29 protein-coding genes are annotated in these 21,739 nt (G+C 63.3%); 18 read left to right on the top strand and 11 right to left on the bottom strand.

Features of this window, described 5'->3' with window-relative positions; translation table 11 throughout:
* Positions 1-111 precede the first annotated feature (111 nt).
* Positions 112-318: a hypothetical protein gene (locus WDU96_RS10885; protein ID WP_337338541.1), complete on the top strand. Its 207-nt coding sequence runs from the start codon at positions 112-114 to the stop codon at positions 316-318.
* Positions 319-419: 101 nt separating this feature from the next.
* Here WDU96_RS10885 and WDU96_RS10880 read toward each other — a convergent pair whose 3' ends face one another.
* From WDU96_RS10880 to WDU96_RS10870, 3 genes are all read right to left on the bottom strand, one after another.
* Positions 420-740, bottom strand: a complete 321-nt coding sequence (locus WDU96_RS10880; protein ID WP_029153943.1) for a metal-sensitive transcriptional regulator — start codon at positions 738-740, stop codon at positions 420-422.
* A 21-nt stretch (positions 741-761) separates the two neighbouring features.
* Entirely contained in the window at positions 762-2,972 is a 2,211-nt protein-coding gene (locus WDU96_RS10875; RefSeq protein WP_337338540.1) for a heavy metal translocating P-type ATPase, read from the bottom strand.
* A gap of 71 nt (positions 2,973-3,043) precedes the next feature.
* Entirely contained in the window at positions 3,044-3,304 is a 261-nt protein-coding gene (locus WDU96_RS10870; protein ID WP_029153945.1) for a YHS domain-containing protein, read from the bottom strand.
* Between the two features lie 168 nt (positions 3,305-3,472).
* Here WDU96_RS10870 and WDU96_RS10865 point away from each other — a divergent pair, with 168 nt between their 5' ends.
* The 6 genes from WDU96_RS10865 to WDU96_RS10840 all read left to right on the top strand — a co-directional run bounded on the left by WDU96_RS10865 (position 3,473) and on the right by WDU96_RS10840 (position 7,342).
* Positions 3,473-3,916 (top strand): DUF6153 family protein, encoded by a 444-nt coding sequence (locus WDU96_RS10865; RefSeq protein WP_029153946.1) that lies wholly within the window; start codon positions 3,473-3,475, stop codon positions 3,914-3,916.
* A gap of 244 nt (positions 3,917-4,160) precedes the next feature.
* Positions 4,161-4,616: a DUF305 domain-containing protein gene (locus WDU96_RS10860; protein WP_337338539.1), complete on the top strand. Its 456-nt coding sequence runs from the start codon at positions 4,161-4,163 to the stop codon at positions 4,614-4,616.
* Between the two features lie 144 nt (positions 4,617-4,760).
* On the top strand, positions 4,761-5,600 hold the full coding sequence (locus WDU96_RS10855) for a F510_1955 family glycosylhydrolase (RefSeq protein ID WP_029153981.1): 840 nt from the start codon (positions 4,761-4,763) through the stop codon (positions 5,598-5,600).
* 258 nt (positions 5,601-5,858) lie between these two features.
* Complete coding sequence (locus tag WDU96_RS10850) at positions 5,859-6,053, top strand: hypothetical protein (RefSeq protein WP_337338538.1); 195 nt, start codon at positions 5,859-5,861, stop codon at positions 6,051-6,053.
* Positions 6,054-6,187: 134 nt separating this feature from the next.
* A complete protein-coding gene (locus WDU96_RS10845) occupies positions 6,188-6,589 on the top strand; it encodes a four-helix bundle copper-binding protein (protein WP_247963183.1) in 402 nt (133 codons plus the stop codon).
* Between the two features lie 156 nt (positions 6,590-6,745).
* Positions 6,746-7,342, top strand: a complete 597-nt coding sequence (locus tag WDU96_RS10840; RefSeq protein WP_337338537.1) for a DUF305 domain-containing protein — start codon at positions 6,746-6,748, stop codon at positions 7,340-7,342.
* Positions 7,343-7,999: 657 nt separating this feature from the next.
* Here WDU96_RS10840 and WDU96_RS10835 read toward each other — a convergent pair.
* The 5 genes from WDU96_RS10835 to WDU96_RS10815 all read right to left on the bottom strand — a co-directional run bounded on the left by WDU96_RS10835 (position 8,000) and on the right by WDU96_RS10815 (position 10,781).
* The gene (locus tag WDU96_RS10835) at positions 8,000-8,449 is read right to left on the bottom strand and encodes a hypothetical protein (protein ID WP_337338536.1); all 450 of its coding nucleotides are present in this window, start codon (positions 8,447-8,449) and stop codon (positions 8,000-8,002) included.
* A 9-nt stretch (positions 8,450-8,458) separates the two neighbouring features.
* Positions 8,459-8,920 (bottom strand): hypothetical protein, encoded by a 462-nt coding sequence (locus tag WDU96_RS10830; protein WP_337338535.1) that lies wholly within the window; start codon positions 8,918-8,920, stop codon positions 8,459-8,461.
* Between the two features lie 170 nt (positions 8,921-9,090).
* Complete coding sequence (locus WDU96_RS10825) at positions 9,091-9,846, bottom strand: hypothetical protein (protein WP_337338534.1); 756 nt, start codon at positions 9,844-9,846, stop codon at positions 9,091-9,093.
* Positions 9,830-10,420 carry an RNA polymerase sigma factor gene (locus WDU96_RS10820; protein ID WP_337338533.1) on the bottom strand — a complete coding sequence of 197 codons (591 nt, stop codon included), beginning with the start codon at positions 10,418-10,420 and terminating at the stop codon, positions 9,830-9,832. Before WDU96_RS10820 ends, WDU96_RS10825 begins: the two co-directional genes overlap by 17 nt.
* A 184-nt stretch (positions 10,421-10,604) precedes the next feature.
* Positions 10,605-10,781, bottom strand: a complete 177-nt coding sequence (locus WDU96_RS10815) for a thioredoxin domain-containing protein (protein ID WP_337338532.1) — start codon at positions 10,779-10,781, stop codon at positions 10,605-10,607.
* Here WDU96_RS10815 and WDU96_RS10810 point away from each other — a divergent pair.
* From WDU96_RS10810 to WDU96_RS10790, 5 genes are all read left to right on the top strand, one after another.
* A complete protein-coding gene (locus WDU96_RS10810; RefSeq protein ID WP_337338531.1) occupies positions 10,768-10,986 on the top strand; it encodes a hypothetical protein in 219 nt (72 codons plus the stop codon). The two genes, WDU96_RS10815 and WDU96_RS10810, sit on opposite strands and share 14 nt — an antisense overlap.
* A gap of 333 nt (positions 10,987-11,319) precedes the next feature.
* A complete protein-coding gene (locus WDU96_RS10805) occupies positions 11,320-11,931 on the top strand; it encodes a class I SAM-dependent methyltransferase (RefSeq protein WP_337338530.1) in 612 nt (203 codons plus the stop codon).
* Between the two features lie 911 nt (positions 11,932-12,842).
* Positions 12,843-13,082, top strand: a complete 240-nt coding sequence (locus WDU96_RS10800; RefSeq protein ID WP_337338529.1) for a helix-turn-helix domain-containing protein — start codon at positions 12,843-12,845, stop codon at positions 13,080-13,082.
* Positions 13,079-14,305: a type II toxin-antitoxin system HipA family toxin gene (locus WDU96_RS10795; RefSeq protein ID WP_337338528.1), complete on the top strand. Its 1,227-nt coding sequence runs from the start codon at positions 13,079-13,081 to the stop codon at positions 14,303-14,305. Before WDU96_RS10800 ends, WDU96_RS10795 begins: the two co-directional genes overlap by 4 nt.
* Positions 14,306-14,416: 111 nt before the next feature.
* Complete coding sequence (locus WDU96_RS10790; RefSeq protein WP_337338527.1) at positions 14,417-14,800, top strand: YciI family protein; 384 nt, start codon at positions 14,417-14,419, stop codon at positions 14,798-14,800.
* Between the two features lie 146 nt (positions 14,801-14,946).
* Here the strand turns inward: WDU96_RS10790 and WDU96_RS10785 are convergent, their stop codons facing one another.
* The 3 genes from WDU96_RS10785 to WDU96_RS10775 form a co-directional block, all read right to left on the bottom strand.
* Positions 14,947-15,105, bottom strand: a complete 159-nt coding sequence (locus tag WDU96_RS10785; RefSeq protein WP_337338526.1) for a hypothetical protein — start codon at positions 15,103-15,105, stop codon at positions 14,947-14,949.
* Between the two features lies 1 nt (position 15,106).
* Positions 15,107-15,562 (bottom strand): DUF6325 family protein, encoded by a 456-nt coding sequence (locus tag WDU96_RS10780; protein ID WP_337338525.1) that lies wholly within the window; start codon positions 15,560-15,562, stop codon positions 15,107-15,109.
* Between the two features lie 136 nt (positions 15,563-15,698).
* A complete protein-coding gene (locus WDU96_RS10775) occupies positions 15,699-15,872 on the bottom strand; it encodes a hypothetical protein (RefSeq protein ID WP_337338524.1) in 174 nt (57 codons plus the stop codon).
* 205 nt (positions 15,873-16,077) lie between these two features.
* Between WDU96_RS10775 and WDU96_RS10770 the strand changes: the two genes are divergently transcribed.
* From WDU96_RS10770 to WDU96_RS10745, 6 genes are read left to right on the top strand one after another with little or no spacing between them, the layout of a single operon-like run.
* Positions 16,078-16,773: a DUF1684 domain-containing protein gene (locus WDU96_RS10770; RefSeq protein WP_337338523.1), complete on the top strand. Its 696-nt coding sequence runs from the start codon at positions 16,078-16,080 to the stop codon at positions 16,771-16,773.
* Positions 16,774-16,820: 47 nt separating this feature from the next.
* Positions 16,821-18,311 (top strand): ABC transporter substrate-binding protein, encoded by a 1,491-nt coding sequence (locus WDU96_RS10765; protein WP_337338522.1) that lies wholly within the window; start codon positions 16,821-16,823, stop codon positions 18,309-18,311.
* Between the two features lie 52 nt (positions 18,312-18,363).
* Positions 18,364-19,326 carry an ABC transporter permease gene (locus tag WDU96_RS10760; protein WP_337338521.1) on the top strand — a complete coding sequence of 321 codons (963 nt, stop codon included), beginning with the start codon at positions 18,364-18,366 and terminating at the stop codon, positions 19,324-19,326.
* Positions 19,323-20,177, top strand: coding sequence for an ABC transporter permease (locus WDU96_RS10755; protein WP_337338520.1), 855 nt, complete (start codon positions 19,323-19,325; stop codon positions 20,175-20,177). The genes WDU96_RS10760 and WDU96_RS10755 overlap by 4 nt, the downstream gene beginning before the upstream one ends.
* Positions 20,174-20,986: an ABC transporter ATP-binding protein gene (locus WDU96_RS10750; protein ID WP_337338519.1), complete on the top strand. Its 813-nt coding sequence runs from the start codon at positions 20,174-20,176 to the stop codon at positions 20,984-20,986. Before WDU96_RS10755 ends, WDU96_RS10750 begins: the two co-directional genes overlap by 4 nt.
* Positions 20,983-21,738, top strand: a complete 756-nt coding sequence (locus WDU96_RS10745; protein ID WP_337338518.1) for an ABC transporter ATP-binding protein — start codon at positions 20,983-20,985, stop codon at positions 21,736-21,738. The genes WDU96_RS10750 and WDU96_RS10745 overlap by 4 nt, the downstream gene beginning before the upstream one ends.
* Position 21,739: the final 1 nt, after the last annotated feature.

Below are 21,739 nucleotides of genomic sequence, written 5' to 3'. Positions count from 1 at the left end.
CTCGGCGCTAGCGGCCTGTCGCCTCATCGAGGGCGTCGGTCAAGTCGCTGAGCTGGGTGAGCTCGAGTAGTGGTTTCGCGGTGCCTGGACGCATGCGAGCACTCGAATGCCGTGGTCATCATCCCGGTCGACAGTGACGTGGACGAGCCCGTATGGATTGGCGGTGCCAACGTCGACGAGACGACGGCGGATGTCGTCACGTGGCTCAGTGACGACACGAACCCTGCACGTCGGCCGGCGCTCGTCGACATCCGGCAGTTCTCGCCGACCCGACTAAACCGACACGAGCTGGAAGAAGAGGTCGAGCGGGGGCGGTGACGCGTCGCATGCAGGCCGACACAGCTGGCGCGAGTGCATGCGCACGAGGAATCGAACTGCTTGCGCTTCACCGGTCCGGGCACTTTCGAATCTGCCGCGAGTCAGCGCACGAGGCGGGCGATCGCCTGAGACGCTTCCCGGACCTTCTCTTCGGCGATGTCGCTGCCGGCGCGAGCTGCATCTGCCACACAGTGGCGCAGGTGGTCTTCGAGGAGCCCGACGGCAACGCTCTGCAGGGCGCTGGTCAGTGCGGAGATCTGAGTGAGGATGTCAATGCAGTACTTCTCGTCCTCGACCATGCGGTGGATGCCGCGTGATTGTCCTTCGATGCGCTTGAGGCGAGCAAGGTAGCGGGCTTTGTCCGTGATGTACCCGTGCTCTGTGTGGTTGCAGGACGTTGTAGGGACGGTGGTATCAGCCATCTGGATCTCCGGCGGTTGTGGTCAGCGGTTCAGGATGACGCGGGTCGTGGTGTCGGGGCGGAGGTCGAGTCGGCGCAGCAGTTGTGCGTTGAGGGCGACGACGATGGTGGATAGTGACATGAGGATCGCTCCGACCGACATCGGGAGCACGAATCCGATGGGGGCGAGGACGCCGGCGGCGAGAGGGACGGAGATGATGTTGTATCCGGCAGCCCACCAGAGATTCTGCTTCATCTTCCGGTAAGAAGCCCGTGACAGTTCGATCACGGAGAGCACCGAGCGGGGATCGTCGCTTGCGAGGATGACACCAGCAGAGGCGATCGCGACATCTGTGCCCGCACCGATCGCCAGCCCAACGTCGGCCTGCGCGAGGGCAGGGGCGTCGTTGACGCCGTCGCCGACCATTGCGACCTTACGGCCCTCGTTCTGGAGTTGTTGGACCTTGGCGGCCTTGTCCTCCGGGCGTACTCCGGCGAAGACGCGGTCGATGCCGAGGTCTTGGGCGACGGCCTGCGCCACGGCTTCCGCGTCGCCGGTAATCATCACCACTTGCACGTCGAGTGCGTGGAGGGCGTCGACGGCTTCCCGGGATTCCGAGCGCACCTCGTCGGCGAGTTTCAACGCGCCGACGACGCGGCCGTCCTGGATGACGTGGAGGATGATCGCGCCATCCGTCCGCCACTGATCGGCGACCGGGAGCTCGTCGGCGTTCTCCTCGGTGAGCAGGTGCGGTCCACCGACTCGGATGATCTTCCCGTCGACGGTCGCTGTGACGCCCACAGCGGGTGAGGAAGTGAAGTCGCCGTTGCGCGGGATGGTGAGCTGCTTGTCGGCGGCTGCGCGCACGATGGCCTTCGCGAGCGGGTGCTCACTATCAGTTTCTGCGGCGGCGGCCAGTGCGAGGATCTGGTCGGGGTCGGTGCCGTCGACGACGGAAATCTCGGAGACGACGGGCTCGCCCTTGGTGAGGGTGCCGGTCTTGTCGAACAGGACCGTGTCGATGGTGCGCATGCTTTCGAGCGCGAGCCGGTCTTTGACGAGAACGCCGCCCCGGGCGGCGCGTTCGGTGGCGATTGAGACGACCAGCGGGATGGCCAGGCCCAGCGCGTGCGGGCAGGCGATGACGAGGACGGTGATGGTGCGGATGACAGCCGCGTCAGGCAAGCCGACCAACGTCCAGACGATCGCGGTGATCGCCGCAGCACCCAGGGCGAACCAGAACAGCCATCCGGCGGCGGTGTCCGCGAGCCGCTGTGCGCGGGACGAGGAGCTTTGCGCTTGGGTGACGAGACGTTGGATGCCGGCGAGGGTCGTGTCGTCGCCGGTCGCGGTGATCTCGACGCGAAGCCCGGAATCGGTGGCAACGGTGCCGGCTGTGACGTGGTCGCCGCTGCCGCGTTCCACGGTGCGGGACTCGCCCGTGACCATGGACTCGTCCATCGAGGCCCGTCCGTCGACGATGCGCCCGTCGGCGGGGACGCTGCCACCCGGCCGTACGATGACGACGTCGCCGACGACGAGATCGGTCGGTGAGACCGTGACGACCTGGTCATTCTCGACGCGCTCTGCCTCATCGGGGAGAAGAGCGGCGAGTGAGTCCAGGGCGGAAGTCGTCTGGGCGAGGGAGCGCATCTCGATCCAGTGCCCGAGAAGCATGATGACGATGAGGAGGGCGAGCTCCCACCAGAAGTCGAGTTCGTGATGGAGCACGCCGAGCGTCGCGCCCCAGGAGGCGGCGAACGCGACGGTGATCGCGAGGCCAATGAGCAGCATCATGCCGGGCTTGCGAGCGCGGAGCTCGCTGACTGCACCGACGAGGAACGGCTTTCCACCCCACGCGTACATGACAGTGCCCAGCACCGGGGATACCCAGGACAGACCCGGAATATCGGGGAGGGTGTAGCCGAGGATCATCGAGAACATGCCCGACAACGCGACCGTGGGGACGGCGAGGACGAGCATAATCCAGAACAGGCGACGGAACTGCCCGACGTGGTCGCCATGGCCTGCATGACCGCCGTGTCCAGCGTGGGTGTTGTGACCGGAGGGCGCGTTGTCGCTTCCGTGGTCTCTGTGACTGTGCGCGGCCGCGTCTGACTGCGGTGCATGCGGCATTGCTTGATGTCCCGCGTGCGCATCGTGGTCAGTTTCGGTCGTCACTGCGGGGGTCGACGCCGCGTGGTCGTGGTGGGCGTGGGTGTGCTCCGCGCCGTCGTTACGCGAGTGGCTCATGGGCCTATCCTCCTCGGAATTGAGAACCGTGGGGCTGACTTGTCTGGCGTGCCCCGCACCGTGAAACGGTGTCAGGCAGCAGCGGTGGCGTACTTAGCCGGGTCGGCGTCGAACGCGGGCCCGCATCCAGCGCAGCAGAAGTAGTACCGGGTGCCGTCGTAATCGCGGTACAGGCCAGCAGCTTCTGCATCCGCCTTGATGACGGTGCTGCCTACCATCACAGGACATTCGGCGAGATCTTCCGCGGGCGGGGTGAGGAGATCCTTGCGTCCTTCGGCGTCGACGGAACCGTGGCTGTTGCGGCTGCAGCAGGATCCAGTGGAGTCTGACATGTTTTGTTCCTCTTTCTCTCAAACACCGGAGTGCGGCGTCGGTATGCCTAACGATATACCCCCTGTGGGTATTCCGCACTAGGATATACATGGCGGCGCTGAAGGATCAGGGCGGGCGGCGCATAGATCGTGGTGTTAGCATCCTGCACGGAATGGAGGAGGCCGAGTATGCACGTCGCAGTTCGTGGCGCACGTCCGCAGTTGTCGTTGCGCGCGTTGTTGATGCTCGGCGGGGCCACGCTGATGGTTATCGTCGGCTTGCTGGCGATGCACACCTTCACCTCCGAACCTGCGGGACACGGATCCGTCGGACTCACCCACTCCGCAGCCGGGGAGGAGCACGCCACCGTAGCGGCGTCAACCGTCGCGAGCGAGTCCACCGCGTGTGAGGGTGCGTGTCATGTGAACACCGGACATGGGCAGGGTCACAACGAGATGCTGATTGCGTGCGTGCTGGCGTTGCTTGCCGGTCTGCTTCTCCTCCTCCCTCCGATATTGATTCAGCGTCACCGGCTGCCCCCTCACCGTGCTGTAAGCCTGGTGAGGTGGGAAGCGATCGGGATCCTTCCCCGGGCACCCTCGCTGACGTTCCTTTCGATAAGTCGCACCTGAGTAGTCGCCGCCGACCCTGATGGGTCGGATTCCTGGCGCCGTCTGGCGCCATCATTTGCGAACCCTCACACGACGTATCGAAGGAACAACCATGAATAAGAAGATTCCCGTTGCTGTCAGTACGGGTGTACTGACCCTTGCACTGGTTCTCACCGGCTGCGCTGACAACAGCACGGCACCGTCCAGCGAATCCACCTCCCCGTCTCAGTCGTCGTCGACTTCGGCAGCGAACGAGGCTGACGAGATGTTCGTCACGATGATGATCCCTCATCACGAGCAGGCGATCGAGATGGCCGACATGCTGCTAGCTAAAGACGGTGCCGACGCACGCGTGGTGGAACTTGCCGAGCAGATCAAGGCGGCGCAGGGCCCCGAGATCGACAAGATGCTCGGATGGCTCGAAGATTGGGGTGTGGAGTACGACCCCGACTCCATGGGAGGCATGGATCACGGTTCGATGGGCGGTGACGACAGCATGATGTCCGAAGAGGACATGACCATGTTGGAGAGCGCGGATGCTGTCGAGGCGAACAGCCTGTTCCTGGAGCAGATGATCGTGCACCACGAAGGTGCCGTCGACATGGCGCAGACGGCGCTTGATGATGCGCAGAACCCGGACGTCCTCGAGCTCGCGCAACAGGTGATCGAGGACCAGACGGCGGAGATCGCCACGATGCAGGAACTCCTCGGCCAGCTGTAGGAATCCTCCGGGCGGGCCGGTATCCGATCGTCCCGCCCGGACCTGTCATCCGTGCTGCCCCATTGCGGCAGCAGTCAGACGTCGGCGTGCTCTTGTTGCGCGTCGTGAAGCCAGGCCCGCTTGAGGCCACTAACGGAAACCATCATGAAACGCTCACTCCTTCTCGCAACCGTCACTGTGACCGTCCTGGCGGCTGTCGCCACCGGATGCACCGCGACACCGCTCGGCAACCCGGACTCAGCTCCCCGCATCGACCACATCCACGGCATCGCCCAAGATCCCCGGGGCGATGATCTGCTGGTGGCCACGCACAACGGAATCTTCACTCTCACACCAGATGGGGATATCTCCGGCCCGATCGGCGGTCACGCCTTCGACGCCATGGGATTCACGGTCTCGGGAGACGCGCTGTTCGCCTCCGGGCATCCCGGCGAAAAGACCCCGGCCGAACTCGGATCGCCCAACCTCGGCATCATCCGCAGCGACGACTACGGGAACACTTGGTCGCCTATTGCTCTCAACGGAACCACCGACTTCCACATCCTCACCGCGGCCCCGGACGGCACCCTCTACGGCGTCCCCTCTAGCCAAGTGAACCTGCTCACCAGCACAGACGAGGGAAACAACTGGACGGAGCGTGCGTCCCTCGGCGCCGCTGATCTCGCGGTCACCGAATCCGGTTTGTACGCTGCAGCCGAAGAAGGCGTTCTCTTCAGCAGCGACGGCGGTAACACATTCACTCCAGTCGACGGAACACCTGTGCTCTACGCGCTGGAGGCTCGCACTGACGGCACTCTTCTCGGCGCAGGCACCGATGGCGTCCTGTGGACAGAGGATGAAAATGGAACCTGGCATCAGCTCGAATCGCTCCAAGGCGCCGTTCAAGCCCTCACTGTCATCGACGACCGCGTCATCCTCGTCGATGACCGGGGCATCGTTGAAGTCTCACCGGACAGCACCACTGTGCTGAGTCCCGCCCAATAACGCGGCCCGTGCCCAAGGATTCCTCGTGAAAGCGCCCAAGAACCCCTTTCGGAACCTCGTGTTGTTCGTCATCGTGGCGACGATCGCCGTTGTCCTCCTCGCCGCTGCTAGTTTTCTCGCGATTGGAGCGATCTTCTGATGACCCCCACCGGCTCCAGATCACCCTTCGACCCGCTACACCATCTGGCGGCCGTGCACTCGTCCTCACCCGGCGCGCCTTCGCCTCGCAGTCCCGCGGAGCGGACGCATCGAAGGCTCGTGCGTCTTGGATATATGCTCTTGATCTGCGGTCCAGCCCTCGCGCTCGCGCATCTGATCAATGATGCCCAATCGACCGACGTCGCTTGGTGGACGTACACGATCGCCAGCTTTGACATCGCCGTAATCATGGTCATTGCCGCCCTGGCTCTGATCCTTCGAACTCCACCCAGTCACGCTGCAGAAACGGAATAATCGTCACCGCACAGCAATCGCTGCGACGATGATCTGCCGCTGAACTACCATGCCCTCCCGGGGTATTCAACGGGGTCCTCGGGAGCGAGGTGCGGTCGTAGTTTGAAGACTCCACAATGACGAGAGGAGCCACTATGACTGTCGCGGCGGAAATGCTCCGCACCTACCCGAAGGACCTTGGTCAGGCTGACCGGAAGGTGCTGGTGGAGTGTATCGAGGCGTGCGTTGAGTGCGCGCAATCATGCACCGCATGCGCCGACGCGTGCCTGAGCGAGGAAATGGTTGCCGAGCTGACGAAGTGCATCCGCACGAACCTGGACTGCGCCGACCTCTGCGAAACCACCGGACGCATCCTGTCCAGGCACACCGGGTACGACGCCAACCTCACCCGCGCGACCCTCGAAGCGTGCCGCACGGCATGCGCGAGCTGCGCCGACGAGTGCGAGAAGCACACGATGCACGAACACTGCACGGTGTGTGCTGCGGCCTGCCGGCGATGCGAAGACGCCTGCGCCGCGCTCCTCGCAACGCTCTGAATAGCCACCTCGACGGCGTCGTGCAGTTCTTCGCTACCCGCATCAATCCAGTGATGCCCGTTGACCGAGCCGAAGCAGACTAGCGAGCGCTCTTGCGCCACACGTCGTCATCAATCGCGCTACCGCGCAACGAGCTGAGACGAACAGGTGAGGCATATGTCGAAGGACACGCACGAAACAAGTGGACGACAAGCGGGGACGAAAAAGCACGGATCGCTGACGATGTACTTGCGATTCGCGGCGATGATTCTCACCGGCATGGTCGTGATGTATTGGACGATGTTCGCTGGAGTGTGGGAATGGGGGCACATACGCTTCAGCGAAAGCCGCGTCTTCATGGCGCTCACTATGGGCGGCGCCATGGGGCTGGTCATGCTGGCCTGGATGCTCAACATGTACAAGCACAGGAAAGCGAACATTGCGGTCATCATCGTCAGCGTTCTCCTCCTCGGAGGAGGCATCGCCCTCGACCGCAGCCAGATCACCGTCGACGACACCGCGTACATGCGCGCAATGATTCCGCATCACTCGCTCGCGATCACCCGATCCGAGCGAGCACAGCTGCAGGATGTCCGCGTCTGCGAACTTGCGGTTGAAATCAGTGAAGCGCAGCGCCGGGAGATCCTCGAAATGGACTGGCTCATCGCCGACATCGAAAGCAACGGACTCGCGCTGACGGCCGAGGACGCGCAAGACCGACCCGTTCCAGACTTCGAACGGGCAGCCGACCGCCAGTGCTCGGACGACGGATGACGATTGGTAGCGATAATCGGCCGATCATGGCTTGTGCTCCGAGAGCCTGCCGGAAACGATCGATTCCGGCGCTCACGCCGACGATGATGATCAAGTGCGCGACACGCCGAAGCGTGAGCCGCCGAAACCCCCCACCGAAACTTAACCGCGCCGAAACGCGTGTGGTAGGTATTCGGCGGAGCGCCGGACAACTGCTCTCGACGTTGGATGCGTCGATCACGATTACGTCGGAAGGTCCGGAACGAACAACTCCCCAGCGCTTTGTGGACTTCCTCAATCGGTCCGTGATTTCAGCTCGTCGAGGTGTCTCGTAACCTATCTGCCTCATAACCCATGGGATACGGGACAATTGCCCCGCCATGTGACATCGGCCGACGCTCATGAGTGTTGAGGACTTCGACAGAAGTGTCGACGACGTCGGACATCGAGGTGTGCGCCAGGTCGTAGGCGAGCTGCGTCCGCTGCTCTTCGGTGAGGTTGGCGCAGTATTGCGCGGGGCGGATCGAGCGAACTTATCCCTTGATTTCAGCGTCAGTCTCTGCGTTTCCGATGCCGACCAACTTGCTGCACTTTGACCAGTCCCGCTCTGCTGTGTCAGGAGAGAGGAGAGCTTGCCGCCGGCGACCGCGAGTCGGCCGCCGGAGGCAAGCCTCCTTGCTATTTACGCCCGTCTACGAGAAATGTCCCCACGACCGTTCTCCCGTCCTGCTCGTAGACAGTGACCGGGATCGGCTCCGCGCTCCGTGCTTCTTGCCATGCGAGCGCTTCCTCCGGCGACTTGAACGTGGCTACCGCAGCTGCGCCGGTAGCGATATCGAGCTCCGACTTTATGACGTAGCCGATTTTGCCGTTCGTGGCCATCGCCTCAATCAGGTCAGGTTCGAGTTCGGGGGTCGGTGCGAGTGCAGCGGACCCGTAAGTCTGCCCGGCATGGTTTGTGTTGTAGTCCGGCTTCGGCATCGTCTGCTCGTCGCCATCTTCGGTGGTGACTCCCCACGGGGCGAGTATTCCGCTGGTCTGCGCGACCGCTGCACCCCCGACCGATCCGACGGTGAGTGCACCGAGCGCGACGCCGACAGTGAGGATGATTTTGCTGATTCGCGTCATGATCTGCTCCTAAGAGGTCTGGTTGGGGCTTTGAAAGGTATAGTGCGCGTTGTACCCGGATCCGTTCCAGCCATAGGTAACCCCATAGCTTTTCCAAGTGCCTGATGAGTACCTGGTCGTTCCGGTCCCGATGGAAGTCGCCGACCCGCCGTTGTATTGCGTCCCGCCCTCCTGAATGAGAGTTGACCCACTGAACAGGCGTGCGCGGAGACCGATCCAGCCGCCGGGCACTGAGCCGCTTGTGGCCCAGACAGTTGTGCCGGCGACAGCTTTTCCGGCTGAGGTGCTGATCGTGGCCTGGTTTCGGTAGCTCACTCCACCGTCGGTGTAGTAGCCGTAGCTACTGGAGGCTGTGCCCGCGTTGGCCGCAACGGGAGCGTACGCGGTGGCGAAGCCGAACATCGCCATGATGAGTGCTACCAGCACCAATCGGCGCCGAGCTGCTGATTGAGGTGAAACTGCTGATTCCATCGTTTCCTCTTCCGCTGATCTGTGAGGACGAATTTGCCCGTCACCGGACGGTAGCAGCGGAATCGAAAGTTCCGCAAGGGACGTTTTGCAGGTCTGATCAGGCTTTTATTCACCAAAAGCAAACCTTTCGCTGAAGGGTTTGCGAGAGGCGTTGACACCATGGGAGATTTTTACCGGGTGATATCGAAACCACCGATCTGAGTAGTGCCGTCCGACTCGAATACGGGAATAGTCACTGTCGTTCCGCGCATCTCCTTCTGCCACTCGAGCGCGTCCGCCGGGGAATCAAAGCCGTGTGCGTTCGGGTCACCGTCCGCGTAGGCGATGTCGGTTGCGTACGCATAGCCGTTCTTCCCATTGGTCGCTTCCACTGCAACGAGGTCCGGAGCCCCCAAATCGTTGATGGCCCCGTAGGTGTCGCCGTTCTCATTGGTCGCCCACGGGCTCGTGTTCTTGTTGACGTACGCCGCGCGCAACTCCCACCCACCGTCCGGTGGGTTGACTTGAACGGTGAGGCGACCGCCTGGCACGGCCGCGATCGGAAGGTCGAAGGTGGTGGCAGACTGAATATCGCTGCCATCGCAGGTGATCGCTATGTCTGCGATAGTGAACGCCCCGGGCGTAGTGCACTTGAACTCGACTGCCAGGTCTGTTGTGTTGTCCGGAACAGCCCCAAGTTGCGTGTCAGCGGGCCCGGTTCCCGTGAAGGTCATCTCCTCGCTCAGCGCGACCACAACCGGCGCACCGGGCAGTCCAAGGATTGCGGCAGTCGCGACACCAACGCCCGAGAGAATCAAGACACCCGTGAACGTCGCGGCAGTAAGCTTCCACCGTCGGCTGCGCCGCGGCGGTAGCCGCACGAAGTCGACGAGCTCGCCGCGGAGAGCGGCACCGAACGCAGAGTTGAGTTCAAGAGCGGAGCTCATCGGGCACCTCCAAAGGAATCGATCCGAGCTGGTCACGGAGACGGGACTTGATGCGGTGCAATCGCGTCCTCGCCGCGCCGGGTGTCAAGCCAACCGCAGTCGCGGCAGTCGCGACGGGCATGCCTTCGACGGCGGTGAGCATCAGGAGTGCATGATCGGACGACGACAGCGCCCGCAGCGATGGGACTACGGTCGATAGTCTCCGTTGCGCGTCAAGGCGTGCGACGGAGAGCGCCTCCACCTCGTCGACTGTGGGGGCTTCCCGCGGGAGCCGATCCAGCACCGCGCGGTACCGGCGGCGAGAGCGGCCAAGGTTCCGTGCGACGTTAGTCGCCGTCACCAGCAACCACGGCAGCACGGACCCGTCGACGAGGACCACACGGTTTCGAAGCCGCCACAGCTCAAGAAATGCCCCCGCGGTAGCATCCTCCGCGTCTTCGCGTGTGCCGAGGTGCCACACGGTGTGGCGGTAGACCCGGTTCCGGTGCAAATCGAACAATCGGGCGAACGACCCCTCATCGCCTTTGCGCGAGAGCGCCCACAGCGCTGACTCGTCGTCTAGTTCGCCATTCATACTCTGAAATGTCCGTAGATGTAGGAAGCGTTACACGGCGACCACAAGCGTCAACGCGCATTGGAGGCCGACTCAGATGGATTCCGAAGGTGAAGACGTAAGCTTCGAGTCCGCGGCATGACTCTGAGGGCAACCGACTCTGGAACCCAACAGGTGGGCAAGCTAATTGTCACCGATTCGATTGTCATGCCTTTGCATCAGATGGCAATATCGCTTGTTTGACAAGTCGGTCGATCTGGTCGGGTTGAAAGCCGCTCCAGTGGTCCTGGTCTGAAAGGACTACGACAGGGGCCCCTGTGTAGTCGAGATCTTCGACCACGTCGTCACGAGCTGCGGTATTCTCTCGGATGTTGATCACCATGGAGGGCACCTTGCGCGACCTCACACGTGCGGCCCAACGCGGCGGGCGCTCAACTGTGGACGGCCTCGAAGCCCGGTTCGCTCCGCTCTGGGACCTCATGGCTCGCTGCGGCGGCTATCGCGTCGTGACGCAGCTCGCCGCGATCCTCGGACTGATCGACGCCGTGACCCTCCCCTCCCTCGCCCCGTGCGGCCACCGAACTTGAAGCGATCACGCCACAGCTTGCTGCACGCTGACCGATCGACTTGCGCGCGATCTGCTGCGTCACACTGTCTCATAACCGAACTGTCTCTAAACACATGCGATACAGGACAGCTCTGTCCCGGAGTTGCGACATAAAGCGTTCACAAAGGGCCGCCACCAAGCGATCAACTCCACAACCTCGGCGGTCACGACACCGTCGAGGCGCGCGTGGATTCGCGAGCGGAAGAGCTCGCGCCGTGCGACCCTGAATGCGCGTACGGGATCCCCCTTCGCGCACCGCGCGTATGGCGATCCTGAGTCCAGTGTGGCGAATCGGGCACGTAGGCTCTGGACGATGGACGTGAACGTCGCAGCGTCGTACGCGCACCGCGCGGACGAGTACATCGCGCTCCTCGGCTCGATGGAGAGCGTGCATCCCTCGGATGTACAACTCGTCTCGCACTGGGCGTCTCAGGTCGCAGGACCGATCCTGGATGCCGGCTGCGGGCCCGGCCACTGGACGGGATACCTCAGCGCTCGCGGCGCTCAGGCGAGCGGGATCGACCAGGTGCCGGCGTTCCTGGAGCACGCCCGCGCCCGTTACCCCGGCATCCCGTTCCTCGAGGGCAGCATCGACGAGCTGCCACTGGCATCACGCAGCGTCCGCGGGGTGCTCGCCTGGTACTCAGTGATCCACCACGATCCCGACACCATCGACCGCGCGCTCGATGAGTTCGCCCGCGTCCTGACACCAGGCGGAACCCTCCTCGCCGGGTTCTTCGTCGGCGCGAACGTCGAATACTTCGACCATGCTGTCGTGCGGGCATGGCGCTGGTCGCCCGACGCGTTCGCCGAGCGGCTCGCCGCGGCAGGCTTCGAGGTCATCGAGACACATACCCGCGTCGTGGCGCAATCGAAGCCGCGACCGCACGGCGCGATCCTCGCACGACGCTTGCCCGACCGTTGACACTCGTCGACGGATGCGGCCCCCTGGCAGACAGCGTTCCCTTCGTCGAGCGAGACCCCGATTGCGATCCTCAATGGCCGCGCTTCGCCACCCGCACGATGATCCCTCGCGGCGCTCCTTGCTTCCCAGCACGTCCGTCGCGCGGAGTGCGGTGACCGTGGAGTACCGCAGGACCGGAGCGCAGCGGAGGACCGAGGCTACGCCGCGAAAGCGCCGCATGGAGCGCGCCGGATGTGCCACGCTTGCGGAGGAGCCGTGATGGTTCGCATCGCGGTCAACGTCGTCGACCGGCATCCCTTCACCGGCTGCGGATCAGGCACGTCGCGGCATCCAAACTTGCCCACATTTTGCCCACACTTTCGCGAAAACGACCCCCGATTGACGTGACCGAGGAGCACCGAAGAGGCGTCAACTTCCGCGGAATTACGCGGAATTTGCGGGTACACGTCGTTCGACGTTAACGCGAAGGTTCAGTTCGACTCCCGCCGTCGCGTCGGTCAGCGCGGGCGACATATTCTGGGTCAAAGGGTATTTCCGACTTCCCCGCGGAGGTTTGAAAAGGCGATTTGCCACATTTTGCCCACACTTTTTGTGGGCACGCTTGTGCAGAAGCAGCGAGGCCGAATGCTGCAACTTCGAACCTTCCGGTGGCAGCCGCGTACTCGAGCCCAGCCCTTCACTCGTCGGCGTCGTCTGCCGCGTCGGCATCCGCGGCGGCCTCGGGCTTGTCGACAGCATTGCCCAAGGCCGACTCTGTAGACGTCGGGCGGGATCCTCGATCGACTGACTCGAGGCACGGCTATTACGAATTCGTAATAGCCTTCCCTTATCCGGAAATCGTAATATAGTAGCGCTATCCGGAAAACGTAATAGCGAAGTACTATCCGGAAATGTAATAGGAGGTTCGCCGCGTGGGTACTCAAACAACGACACTTCGATCGCCGGGAGACATCGGCCTTGCTCTCCAGCAAGCGAGACTCGAACGCGGACTCTCGCAGAATGCCCTAGCCCAAGAGCTCGGCATCTCGCAGCGCTCCGTGAGCGAGATCGAATCGGGGAAACCCACCATCTACATGCGCAAGGTCTTCGACATGCTTCGAGCCACAGGAGTCGAGCTCAGCGCGAAGTGGGATGACGGGAGTGCCGAATGAAGCTCGCCTTGGATCTATACGGCGTGAACGTTGGCCACCTGGAAGGTGTGGACGCTCGGACGTTCGACTTCGTCGCGACAGGCGACGCAACCGCAGCCTTCGGCGTGAATAGTCGGGTTCTTTCTGTCCTTATGCCCCTGACAAAGGCGGGTTCGCGCCAGCACGCGGGACGCCGTCGAAATTGGTTCGCCGAACTGTTGCCGGAGGGTGACCAGCTGGACTACATGCTCGCGCAGAGCGCGATACGACGTGGCGACGCGCCAACTTTCTTGGCCAGGTATGGACGCGATGTCGCCGGCGCCCTGCAAATTTGGGACCTGGATGACCCTACAGAGCCACAAACGCCAGACATCCTCCCGGTAGACGCACGCCGAATTCGGGAGCTTCTTCAAGATCCGCTTGGCGCGCCGCTTGCTAACGCGCCGGGCGCAGGGAAATCGTCGCTCGGGGGTATACAGCCCAAGATCGTCCTGGCGTGGGCCAGCGATGCCTGGAATCAGGCCCTCGGCGGATACCCATCGACTCACATCCTCAAGCCACAGATCGAGAAAAAGCCGACGGTCATCTTCGACGAAGAGTATGGTGCGCGCATCGCTCGCGGACTAGACCTCGCACGTTTCGACACCCGGGTTGAGGAGTTTGACGGACTGCCAGCATTGGTGGTCGAGCGGTTTGATCGCGCTCACGGATTGCGGGTGCATCAAGAAGACTTCAACCAGGCGCTCGGTGCGGCCGGCAACCAGAAATACCAGGAGATTGGCGGCGTCGTGAGCCTGCGCCGCGTCGCAGACACTCTCTACCGGTACGCGACCACCAGCGACATCGACAAGCTCGCTCAAATGACGACACTCGCCGTAGCGGTCGGCAACCTCGACATGCACACGAAGAACTTGGGACTGCTTCACCCTGCCTCCGGCGATGTGACGCTCGCGCCCGCGTATGACGTTGTGCCCATGGCACACCACCGCGATTCAGACGGGAAGATGGCCCTGGCAGTCAACAAGAAGTACCGTCACTCGGAAGTCACTCAAGACGACCTGATAGCGGAGATGCAAACTTGGGGGGTACGCCGACCAGAGCAACTCGTGCGGACCACACTCGAGCAGTTGTTCGAGACCGCCGAGCGTGAGCACCCGCTCGAAGGTGCGCACCCGCCATTGCGAGAGGACGTCCTCCGCTTCACTCGCAACTTGATTGAGGGTCGCGCCGTCGGAGGCGAGTGAGCACGCTTCGGCTGGGGTGAAGATCAGATTTTGCGCGACTGGCGGTATGGTCTGTCCGTTGGGTGAGCCGAAGAGCCGCGACATGGCTCTCGTTCCGATGAGGAGAGAACATTGCCGAAGTATCTGATCGCATTCAACGATGAGTGGGTGCCCGCGCACACCCCCGACCAGCTGCGCAGCAAGAGCGAGGCCTCGTCTGCACTGCTCGAGGAGATGAAAGAGGCCGGTGTCTTCCTCTATGCGGATGGAGGGATCGATGCCTCGACGGCGGTTTTCAGCGTCGTGAGCAAGGACGGGAAGGCGGTCTTCACCGATGGGCCGTTCGTCGAGTCCAAGGAGCACCTCGGCGGCTTCACCGTCGTGGAGGTCGCCGACGATGAAGCCGCGCGGTACTGGGCCGGACGGCTGGCCGTCTCGCTGGACTGGCCGCAAGAGGTGCACCGGTTCCCCTCCGACATCGCGGAGATCGTCGAACGGCACGCATCGGAGTCGTGACCGAGTCCGCCGTCGAGGATGCGATCACGCGCGCCCATGGCGAGGAGTAGGCGCGGCTGGTCGGCGATCTCGCCCGCTCGCGAAGAGGGCTAGAGCCTCGCCGCCCTAGCCCTCTTGCTACTTCGCTGACCTACTACGGCCGCCTACTAAAAGCGGCGACGTCGGCGGGGGGTCACCGCGGCGCCGACAACGGCAGCCTTGGCAACGGGCGCCGGGCCCGGCTTGATTGCAGCGCCGACAACGGCGGCTTTGGCGACGGGTGCGCCGATAACTGGACGTCGTCCTACTCGTGCGGCTCTGAGCATGTCATTCTCCTGCTGTCTCGAGGGTGTCTGCTTCGATCGAAGCAATGATGGCTTGGATAGGAATGCGGCCGTCAGCGATGAGCTGTCCGCCCGCGCGACGTGCAGCCGATGCGAACGGTGCAGCCCAAAGGTTCTCGTAAACGAGCACGCCAGCGACAGTTCCTGGATCCATTGCCGCTGCCAAGTGGGCAACGTCGTCAGCGGCCAAGAGTTCTGCAAGCTCCGCCTCGATCTGCACCAACGGCCCGAGGTTCTCAATATCCGACAGCTCGACGGCGTCAATCTCGCCGTTTTCATCTTTGGTCAGCACCAGCATGTCTACGACGCGTATCGTTCCTGCTTCAACGAGCTTGACGAGCTCGTCTGCCATCTCTCCGTTGAAGCTTGAGCTGCCTTCCGGAAACTCGATAATCAGGTAGTCGACGGGCCCATACTGGTCCAGCTCGCTGGCGGTCATCGAAAAGCTCCTCATATGTAGCCGTGCGGTGTGGTTCTGACCCTACGGGCGCACACCAACGAGGGCATCATGCGATCAACATGAAGGTAGCGTCGTGACACCGCCAAGCCAGGGCGGCCTCGAAGCGAGCGCGAACCTAGCGCCGAAAAGTGCGCTTCAGTCGGGCGACGATACGACTCGTCCATTCGTCGGTGAACTCGTTCGACAGTTTGAGAGTCTCGTCGCTCACGTTTGCGCCGTCGGCCACTGCCTTCATCACCTCTTCTGCGCGCTGCTTGCGCGCAGCTGCGGATTCCTCGGGGGTAGGCATGGCATTACGCTAACACTCGCATGTGAGGCCGAGAGGCGGTCATCGGCAGCTGGGATTGGTTCTGCGCTCGCATTGCGAGGGCCGCGCCGTCGCCTTATGTGACGAAAGATTTCATTGCTCGGGAATACGCGCCTTGCCCAGCGCCTTTGCTTGCGTGATGGTCGCTGCGCCGTCCACCCCCGCCCCCCAAAAGATTGATTTCACCATGCCTGCCACCTCTCACTCCGCCTGGCGCGAACAGCGTGCCCGCGCGGTCACCGCTGCCACCGGCAACCTGGCGCTGATCGAAACCCGCTGGACGGGAGCGAAGCCCGATCTCGCCGCAGAACGAGCCGCTTCGGCAGCCACCGTGACAGTCACCGAGCTCAAGCGCACCTCGCTCGAGAGCGGTGAGATCGAGCACGGGCTTCGTCGTTGGGATGCTGATTCGCCGGCGATCCGTGCGTTCGAGCGCATCGACGCGTTTGAATACGACGAGACCTGGGTGATCAGCGGCGAGTTCGTTCCCGTCTCGGGCGAACGCACCGTGCCGTTCGAGCACATTCGCGACAACGGCAGCACCCGCGAACTTGTCGTTCCGGGCGACATCACCGTAGAGATCGCTGGCGAGCAGTTCACCGTCGCCGCCTTCGACGATGGTGGAAAACTGTTGCTGGTCTTCGGTGATGCAACCAACGGCTCCGAGACCTACGCGCCCGGACGTTTTCTGTTCGTTGACCGTCCTGCGGGCGACACCGGGTTTGTCGAGCTCGACTTCAACCGTGCGTTCGTGCCGCCATGCGGCTTCTCGGCACAGTTCAACTGCCCGCTGCCCCCAGCATCCAATCGCTTCCCCTTCCCGATTCGCGCGGGCGAAAAGAACGTCGTCTTCGGTGACGACTTCGACATCTACACCGCCTGATCGACCACGCATTTCGACCTCCCCCGCACCACTACTGGAGTACCCGCATGAAAAAATCTCTGCTTTCTGTGTCTGCCCTCGCCGTGTCAGCCATCGTGCTGGCCGGTTGCAGCTCGTCTGGCGACACCACCGACGCCGCTTCTGACGACGCCACCATCTTCGTCGGCTCGCTCTACGAGCCGCAGAACCTCAGCAACACCCAGGGCGGCGGCCAGGGTGTGACCGAGGCGCTCAACGGCAACGTCTATGAGGGCCTCTACAAGCTCACCGACGGTGGCGAAACCGAGCCTCTGCTGGCCGACAGCGTCGAAGTCAGTGACGACGGCCTCACCTACACGGTCACCCTGCGCGATGGCGTGACCTTCCACTCTGGCGCTGAGCTCACCTCGGCTGACGTGAAGTCGAGCGTTGAAGCTGTCATCGCTGAAGACTCGCAGTCTGCCCGCAAGTCGAGCTTCGGCCCGATCAGCGAGATCACCACCCCCGACGATCAGACTGTCGTGTTCACGCTGTCAGAGCGTTCGATCTCGTTCCTGTACAACCTCACCTATGTGTGGATCGTCGGTCCTGAAGCGAGTGTGGATGCTGCCGATGGCACCGGCCCCTACACCCTCGATGAGTGGCGACAGGGCTCGACGCTGACGCTCGACCGTTGGGACGACTATGCCGGCGAGCCCGCCTCGAACGCCGAGGTCGTTTTCACCTATTTCACCGACGCCACTGCCGAGAACAACGCCTTGCTCACCGGCGAGGTCGACATCGTCACCAGCATTCAAAGCCCTGACGCACTCGCCCAGTTCGAAGACAACTCTGACTTCACGGTGAGCGAGGGCACCTCCACCACCAAGGAGCTGCTCGCATTCAACGACCGCGTGGCACCGTTCGATGACGCTCTGGTGCGCAAGGCTGTCTACTCGGCGATCGATACCGAACAGCTGCTCAGTGCAGTGTGGGGTGACTACGGCACGCTCATCGGCTCGATGGTGCCGCCCACCGACCCCTGGTACCTCGACTTGACCGACGTGAACCCCTACGACCCCGAGCTCTCGGCCGAATTGCTCGCCGAAGCGGGCTACGAAGACGGCTTCACCTTCACGCTCGACACTCCCAACTACGACCCGCACCCGGTCGTCGCGGAGTTCTTGCAGTCACAGCTGGCAGAGGTCGGCATCACCGTAGAGATCAACACGATCAGCGCCGACGAGTGGTACACGAAGATCTTCCAGGAGCGCGATTTCGACGCGACCCTGCAAGAGCACGTGAACGACCGCGATGTCGTCTGGTATGGCAACCCCGACTTCTACTGGGGCTATGACAACGCCGATGTGCAGCAGTGGGTTGCTGAAGCTGAGCAGTCTGAGACGATGCTCGGCCAGACCGAGCTGCTGATGCAGGTCAACCGTCAGATCGCCGAAGACGCCGCCAGCGTGTGGCTCTACCTCTACCCGCAGATCGTCGTCGCCGACAGCGATTTGAGTGGCTACCCGGTCAATGGCTTGAACTCGCAGTTCTACGTCTACGACATCGTCACTTCCTAGCTAGTCTCGGGGTGGGCAGCCCTCACGCCGCCCACCCCAACTCCTCTTCCTTATGCGCGCCTACCTGCTTCGCCGATCAGCTTTCCTCGTGCTCTCGCTCGTGGTGGCGATGGTCGTCATCTTCGTGCTGCTTCGGCTGCTGCCCGGCGACCCCGCAAACGCGCTCCTGTCGATCGACGCGACACCCGAGCAGATCGCCGCAGCGCGCGCACAGGTCGGCTCAGACCAACCGGTCTGGCAGCAGTTCGCCACGTGGGCCGGTCAGCTGCTGCGCGGCGACCTGGGCGAGTCATACATCAGTTCGCGCGAGGTCGGTCCAGAGATCACCGCCCGCCTGGGAGTCACGATTCCCCTCACCCTGATGTCCTTCGCTCTTGCGCTCGTGCTGGCACTCGTGATCGGCATCACCGCTGCGGTGAAAGCCGACCGTTGGTACGGCATCGCGCTTTCTGGGTTCTCGCAGCTGGGCGTCGCTGTGCCGGTGTTCTGGGTGGGTGTGCTGCTGGTGTGGATCTTCGCACTCCAGCTCGGCTGGCTGCCATCTGGCGGGTTCCCGCGAGACGACTGGGAAGACCCCGCCGATGCGCTGCGCTCACTCGCGCTCCCGATCATCACGATTGCCATCGTGATGAGTGCCTCTCTGGCACGGTACGTGCGCTCGGCCACCATCGACGTATTGGGCAGCGACTACCTGCGCACCGCCCGCGCCGGCGGGGCAAGCATGAACGAGGCGCTGTTGAGGCACGGTGTGCGCAACGGTTCTGTGCCGGTGATCGCGGTGCTCGGCATCGAACTGTCGACCACGCTTCTGGGTGCAGTCGTTGTCGAGAGTGTTTTCACACTTCCCGGTCTGGGCAGCATGCTTCTCACCGGAATCGAACAGCACGACTTCGCGAACATTCAGGGCGTGCTGGTGATCAGCACCCTCTTCGTCGTCTTGGTTGGCTTCGCCGCCGACATCGTGCAACGCGTGGTCGATCCTCGGCTGCGCGCGAGCATTGCGGGCCAGCGTTGACCGCCGCGATCGAAGTGCCCACCGCCGCGCCATCTCGGCGTCGGCGCAGACCAACGCTGATGATCGGCATCGTCTTCACAGCAATCGTCGTCGTGATGGCGGCGATATCGCTGTTCTGGCTGCCCTACTCGCTCACCGACATCAGCGGCGGCAGGCTCAGCGCACCCAGTGCCGAGCATCTGCTCGGCACCGACCGTCTGGGCCGAGACCTGCTCTCGCAGCTCATGGTCGGCGCTCGCATTGCCCTCACTGTCGGTGCGGGTGCGGTGCTCATTGCGGCAGTGCTCGGCACCGCGCTCGGCCTCGCTTCAGCGTTCGCTAGGCCGTGGCTTGACGATGCGTTCTCGGCTGGCCTTGATGTCGTGATTGCCTTTCCGGTGCTCTTGCTGGCGATGCTGGTCGTCGCCGTGCAGGGCCCGTCGCTCGGCTCAGCCATACTGGCCATCGGCCTGGCGATGTCAGCGGTGATCGCTCGCCTCACCCGCATTCTGGCGCGTCGTGTTCTACAGGAGCAGTACGTCACCGCCGCGCGCACCAGCGGCACCCACACGAGCGGAATCGTGTGGCACCACATTCTGCCGAACATCGCCCCTACGCTCGCCGTGAGCCTCGCGCTGCAGTTCGGTGTCGCGGTGCTCGCCGAGGCGAGTCTTTCGTACTTGGGCTTGGGCGCGCCGCCGCCCAACGCGTCTTGGGGGCGCATGCTGCAAGAAGCCCAGGGCACCGTGCTCACCGCCCCAGTGGGCGCGATCGCACCCGGCATCGCGGTGATTGTGCTCGTGCTTGGCGTCAACTTTCTCGCCGACGGTCTGCGCGACTTCACCGACCCGACGAGGAGGCGAAGTCGATGAGCTTGCTGAAGATCAGTCACCTCACCCTGCGCGCCGGGTCTACGACGCTCGTCGACGATGTGTCGTTCACCGTCAGCGCCGGCGAACGCCTCGGCCTGGTCGGCGAGTCAGGCTCGGGCAAGTCAATGACCGCTCTTGCGGCGCTAGGACTGTTGCCTGACGCGGTGACGGCATGGGGTTCGGTCATTCTTGACGGTCACGAGTTCGTCGGCACTTCGGATGCTGCTGTTCGTGGCCTGCGCGGTTCGGTGGCGAGCATCGTGTTCCAAGAGCCGCTCACTGCACTCAACCCGCTCATGCGTGTCGGCAAGCAGATCGCCGAGCCGCTGCGGCGGCACCTGGGTCTTCGCGGTGATGCTCTGCGCGCGGCAGTTACCCAAGGCCTCGCCGATGTGGCATTGGAAGACCCGCGCATCGCTCGCTCGTACCCACACGAACTCTCGGGTGGGCAACGCCAGCGTGTCGCGATCGCGATCGCTCTCGCGGCGAACCCGAGGCTGCTGATCGCCGACGAACCGACAACGGCTCTCGACGTCACTGTGCAAGACGGCGTGCTGACGCTGCTTGAGCGACTGGTGGCAGAGCGTGGGATGGCGCTGCTGTTCATCAGCCATGACCTTGCTGTCGTGTCGCGCATGGTCGAAGAGGCGCTCGTGCTGCGGCAGGGTGTGGTGGTCGAAGAGGGTGCGGTCACTCAACTGCTTCGCGCGCCTCAGCGTCCCTACACCCGCGCGCTTGTCGACAGTGCGCGCTATCTCGACGCCGCTCTTGACGTGCCTCGCTCAACAACCGGGGAGGCAACGCAATGACCCTGCTCGCTCTGCAATCGGTCGGCTTCTCGTACGCGAAGACAGCGGTGCTCGATGACGTCTCGCTCGCCATAGCACCGGGAGAGGCGGTCGGTCTTGTGGGAGAGTCCGGCGCCGGAAAGTCGACAGCGCTGCGACTGCTCCTCGGCCTCGACTCCCCCAATACCGGACGAGTCATCTTCGATGGCGAGTCACTAGATCGGCGCAACCGTCGCCTCATGCACCAGTTTCGGCGCAGCGTGCAGCCGGTGTTTCAAGACCCCTACTCGTCGCTCGATCCGCGCCAGCGCGTCGACCGGATCGTGAGCGAACCGCTGCGATCGCTGCGCATCTCTTCGGGCGATGCGGCGCGAGACGCCGTGACGACGGCACTTTCGTCTGTCGGCCTCGACGCCGACGCGCAGCGGCGATATCCCCACGAATTCTCGGGTGGGCAACGCCAACGCATCGCCATTGCGCGCGCGATCGTGTCACGCCCGCGTGTGCTGTTAGCAGATGAGCCGGTGTCGGCACTCGACCTGACCACCCGCGTGCAGGTGATCGATCTGCTCGCCAGCTTGCGCGCAGAAACCGGCCTTGCTCTCGTTATGGTTTCGCACGACCTCAGCGCGGTAGCTGCCGTGTGTGAGCGCACTGCAGTGCTGCGCGGGGGACGCATCGTCGAACAGGGCGCAACGTCTAAAGTGCTGAGCGATCCCGAGAGCGACTACGCCCGCACGCTTATCGCCGCAGTTCCGCGGCTTCCGATCTGAT

Origin of the sequence: Microbacterium marmarense (assembly GCF_037204165.1) — a bacterium.
GTDB lineage: Bacteria > Actinomycetota > Actinomycetes > Actinomycetales > Microbacteriaceae > Microbacterium > Microbacterium marmarense.
Note: the sequence above shows the minus strand (reverse complement) of the source record. Positions and strands in the feature narration are given on the sequence as shown.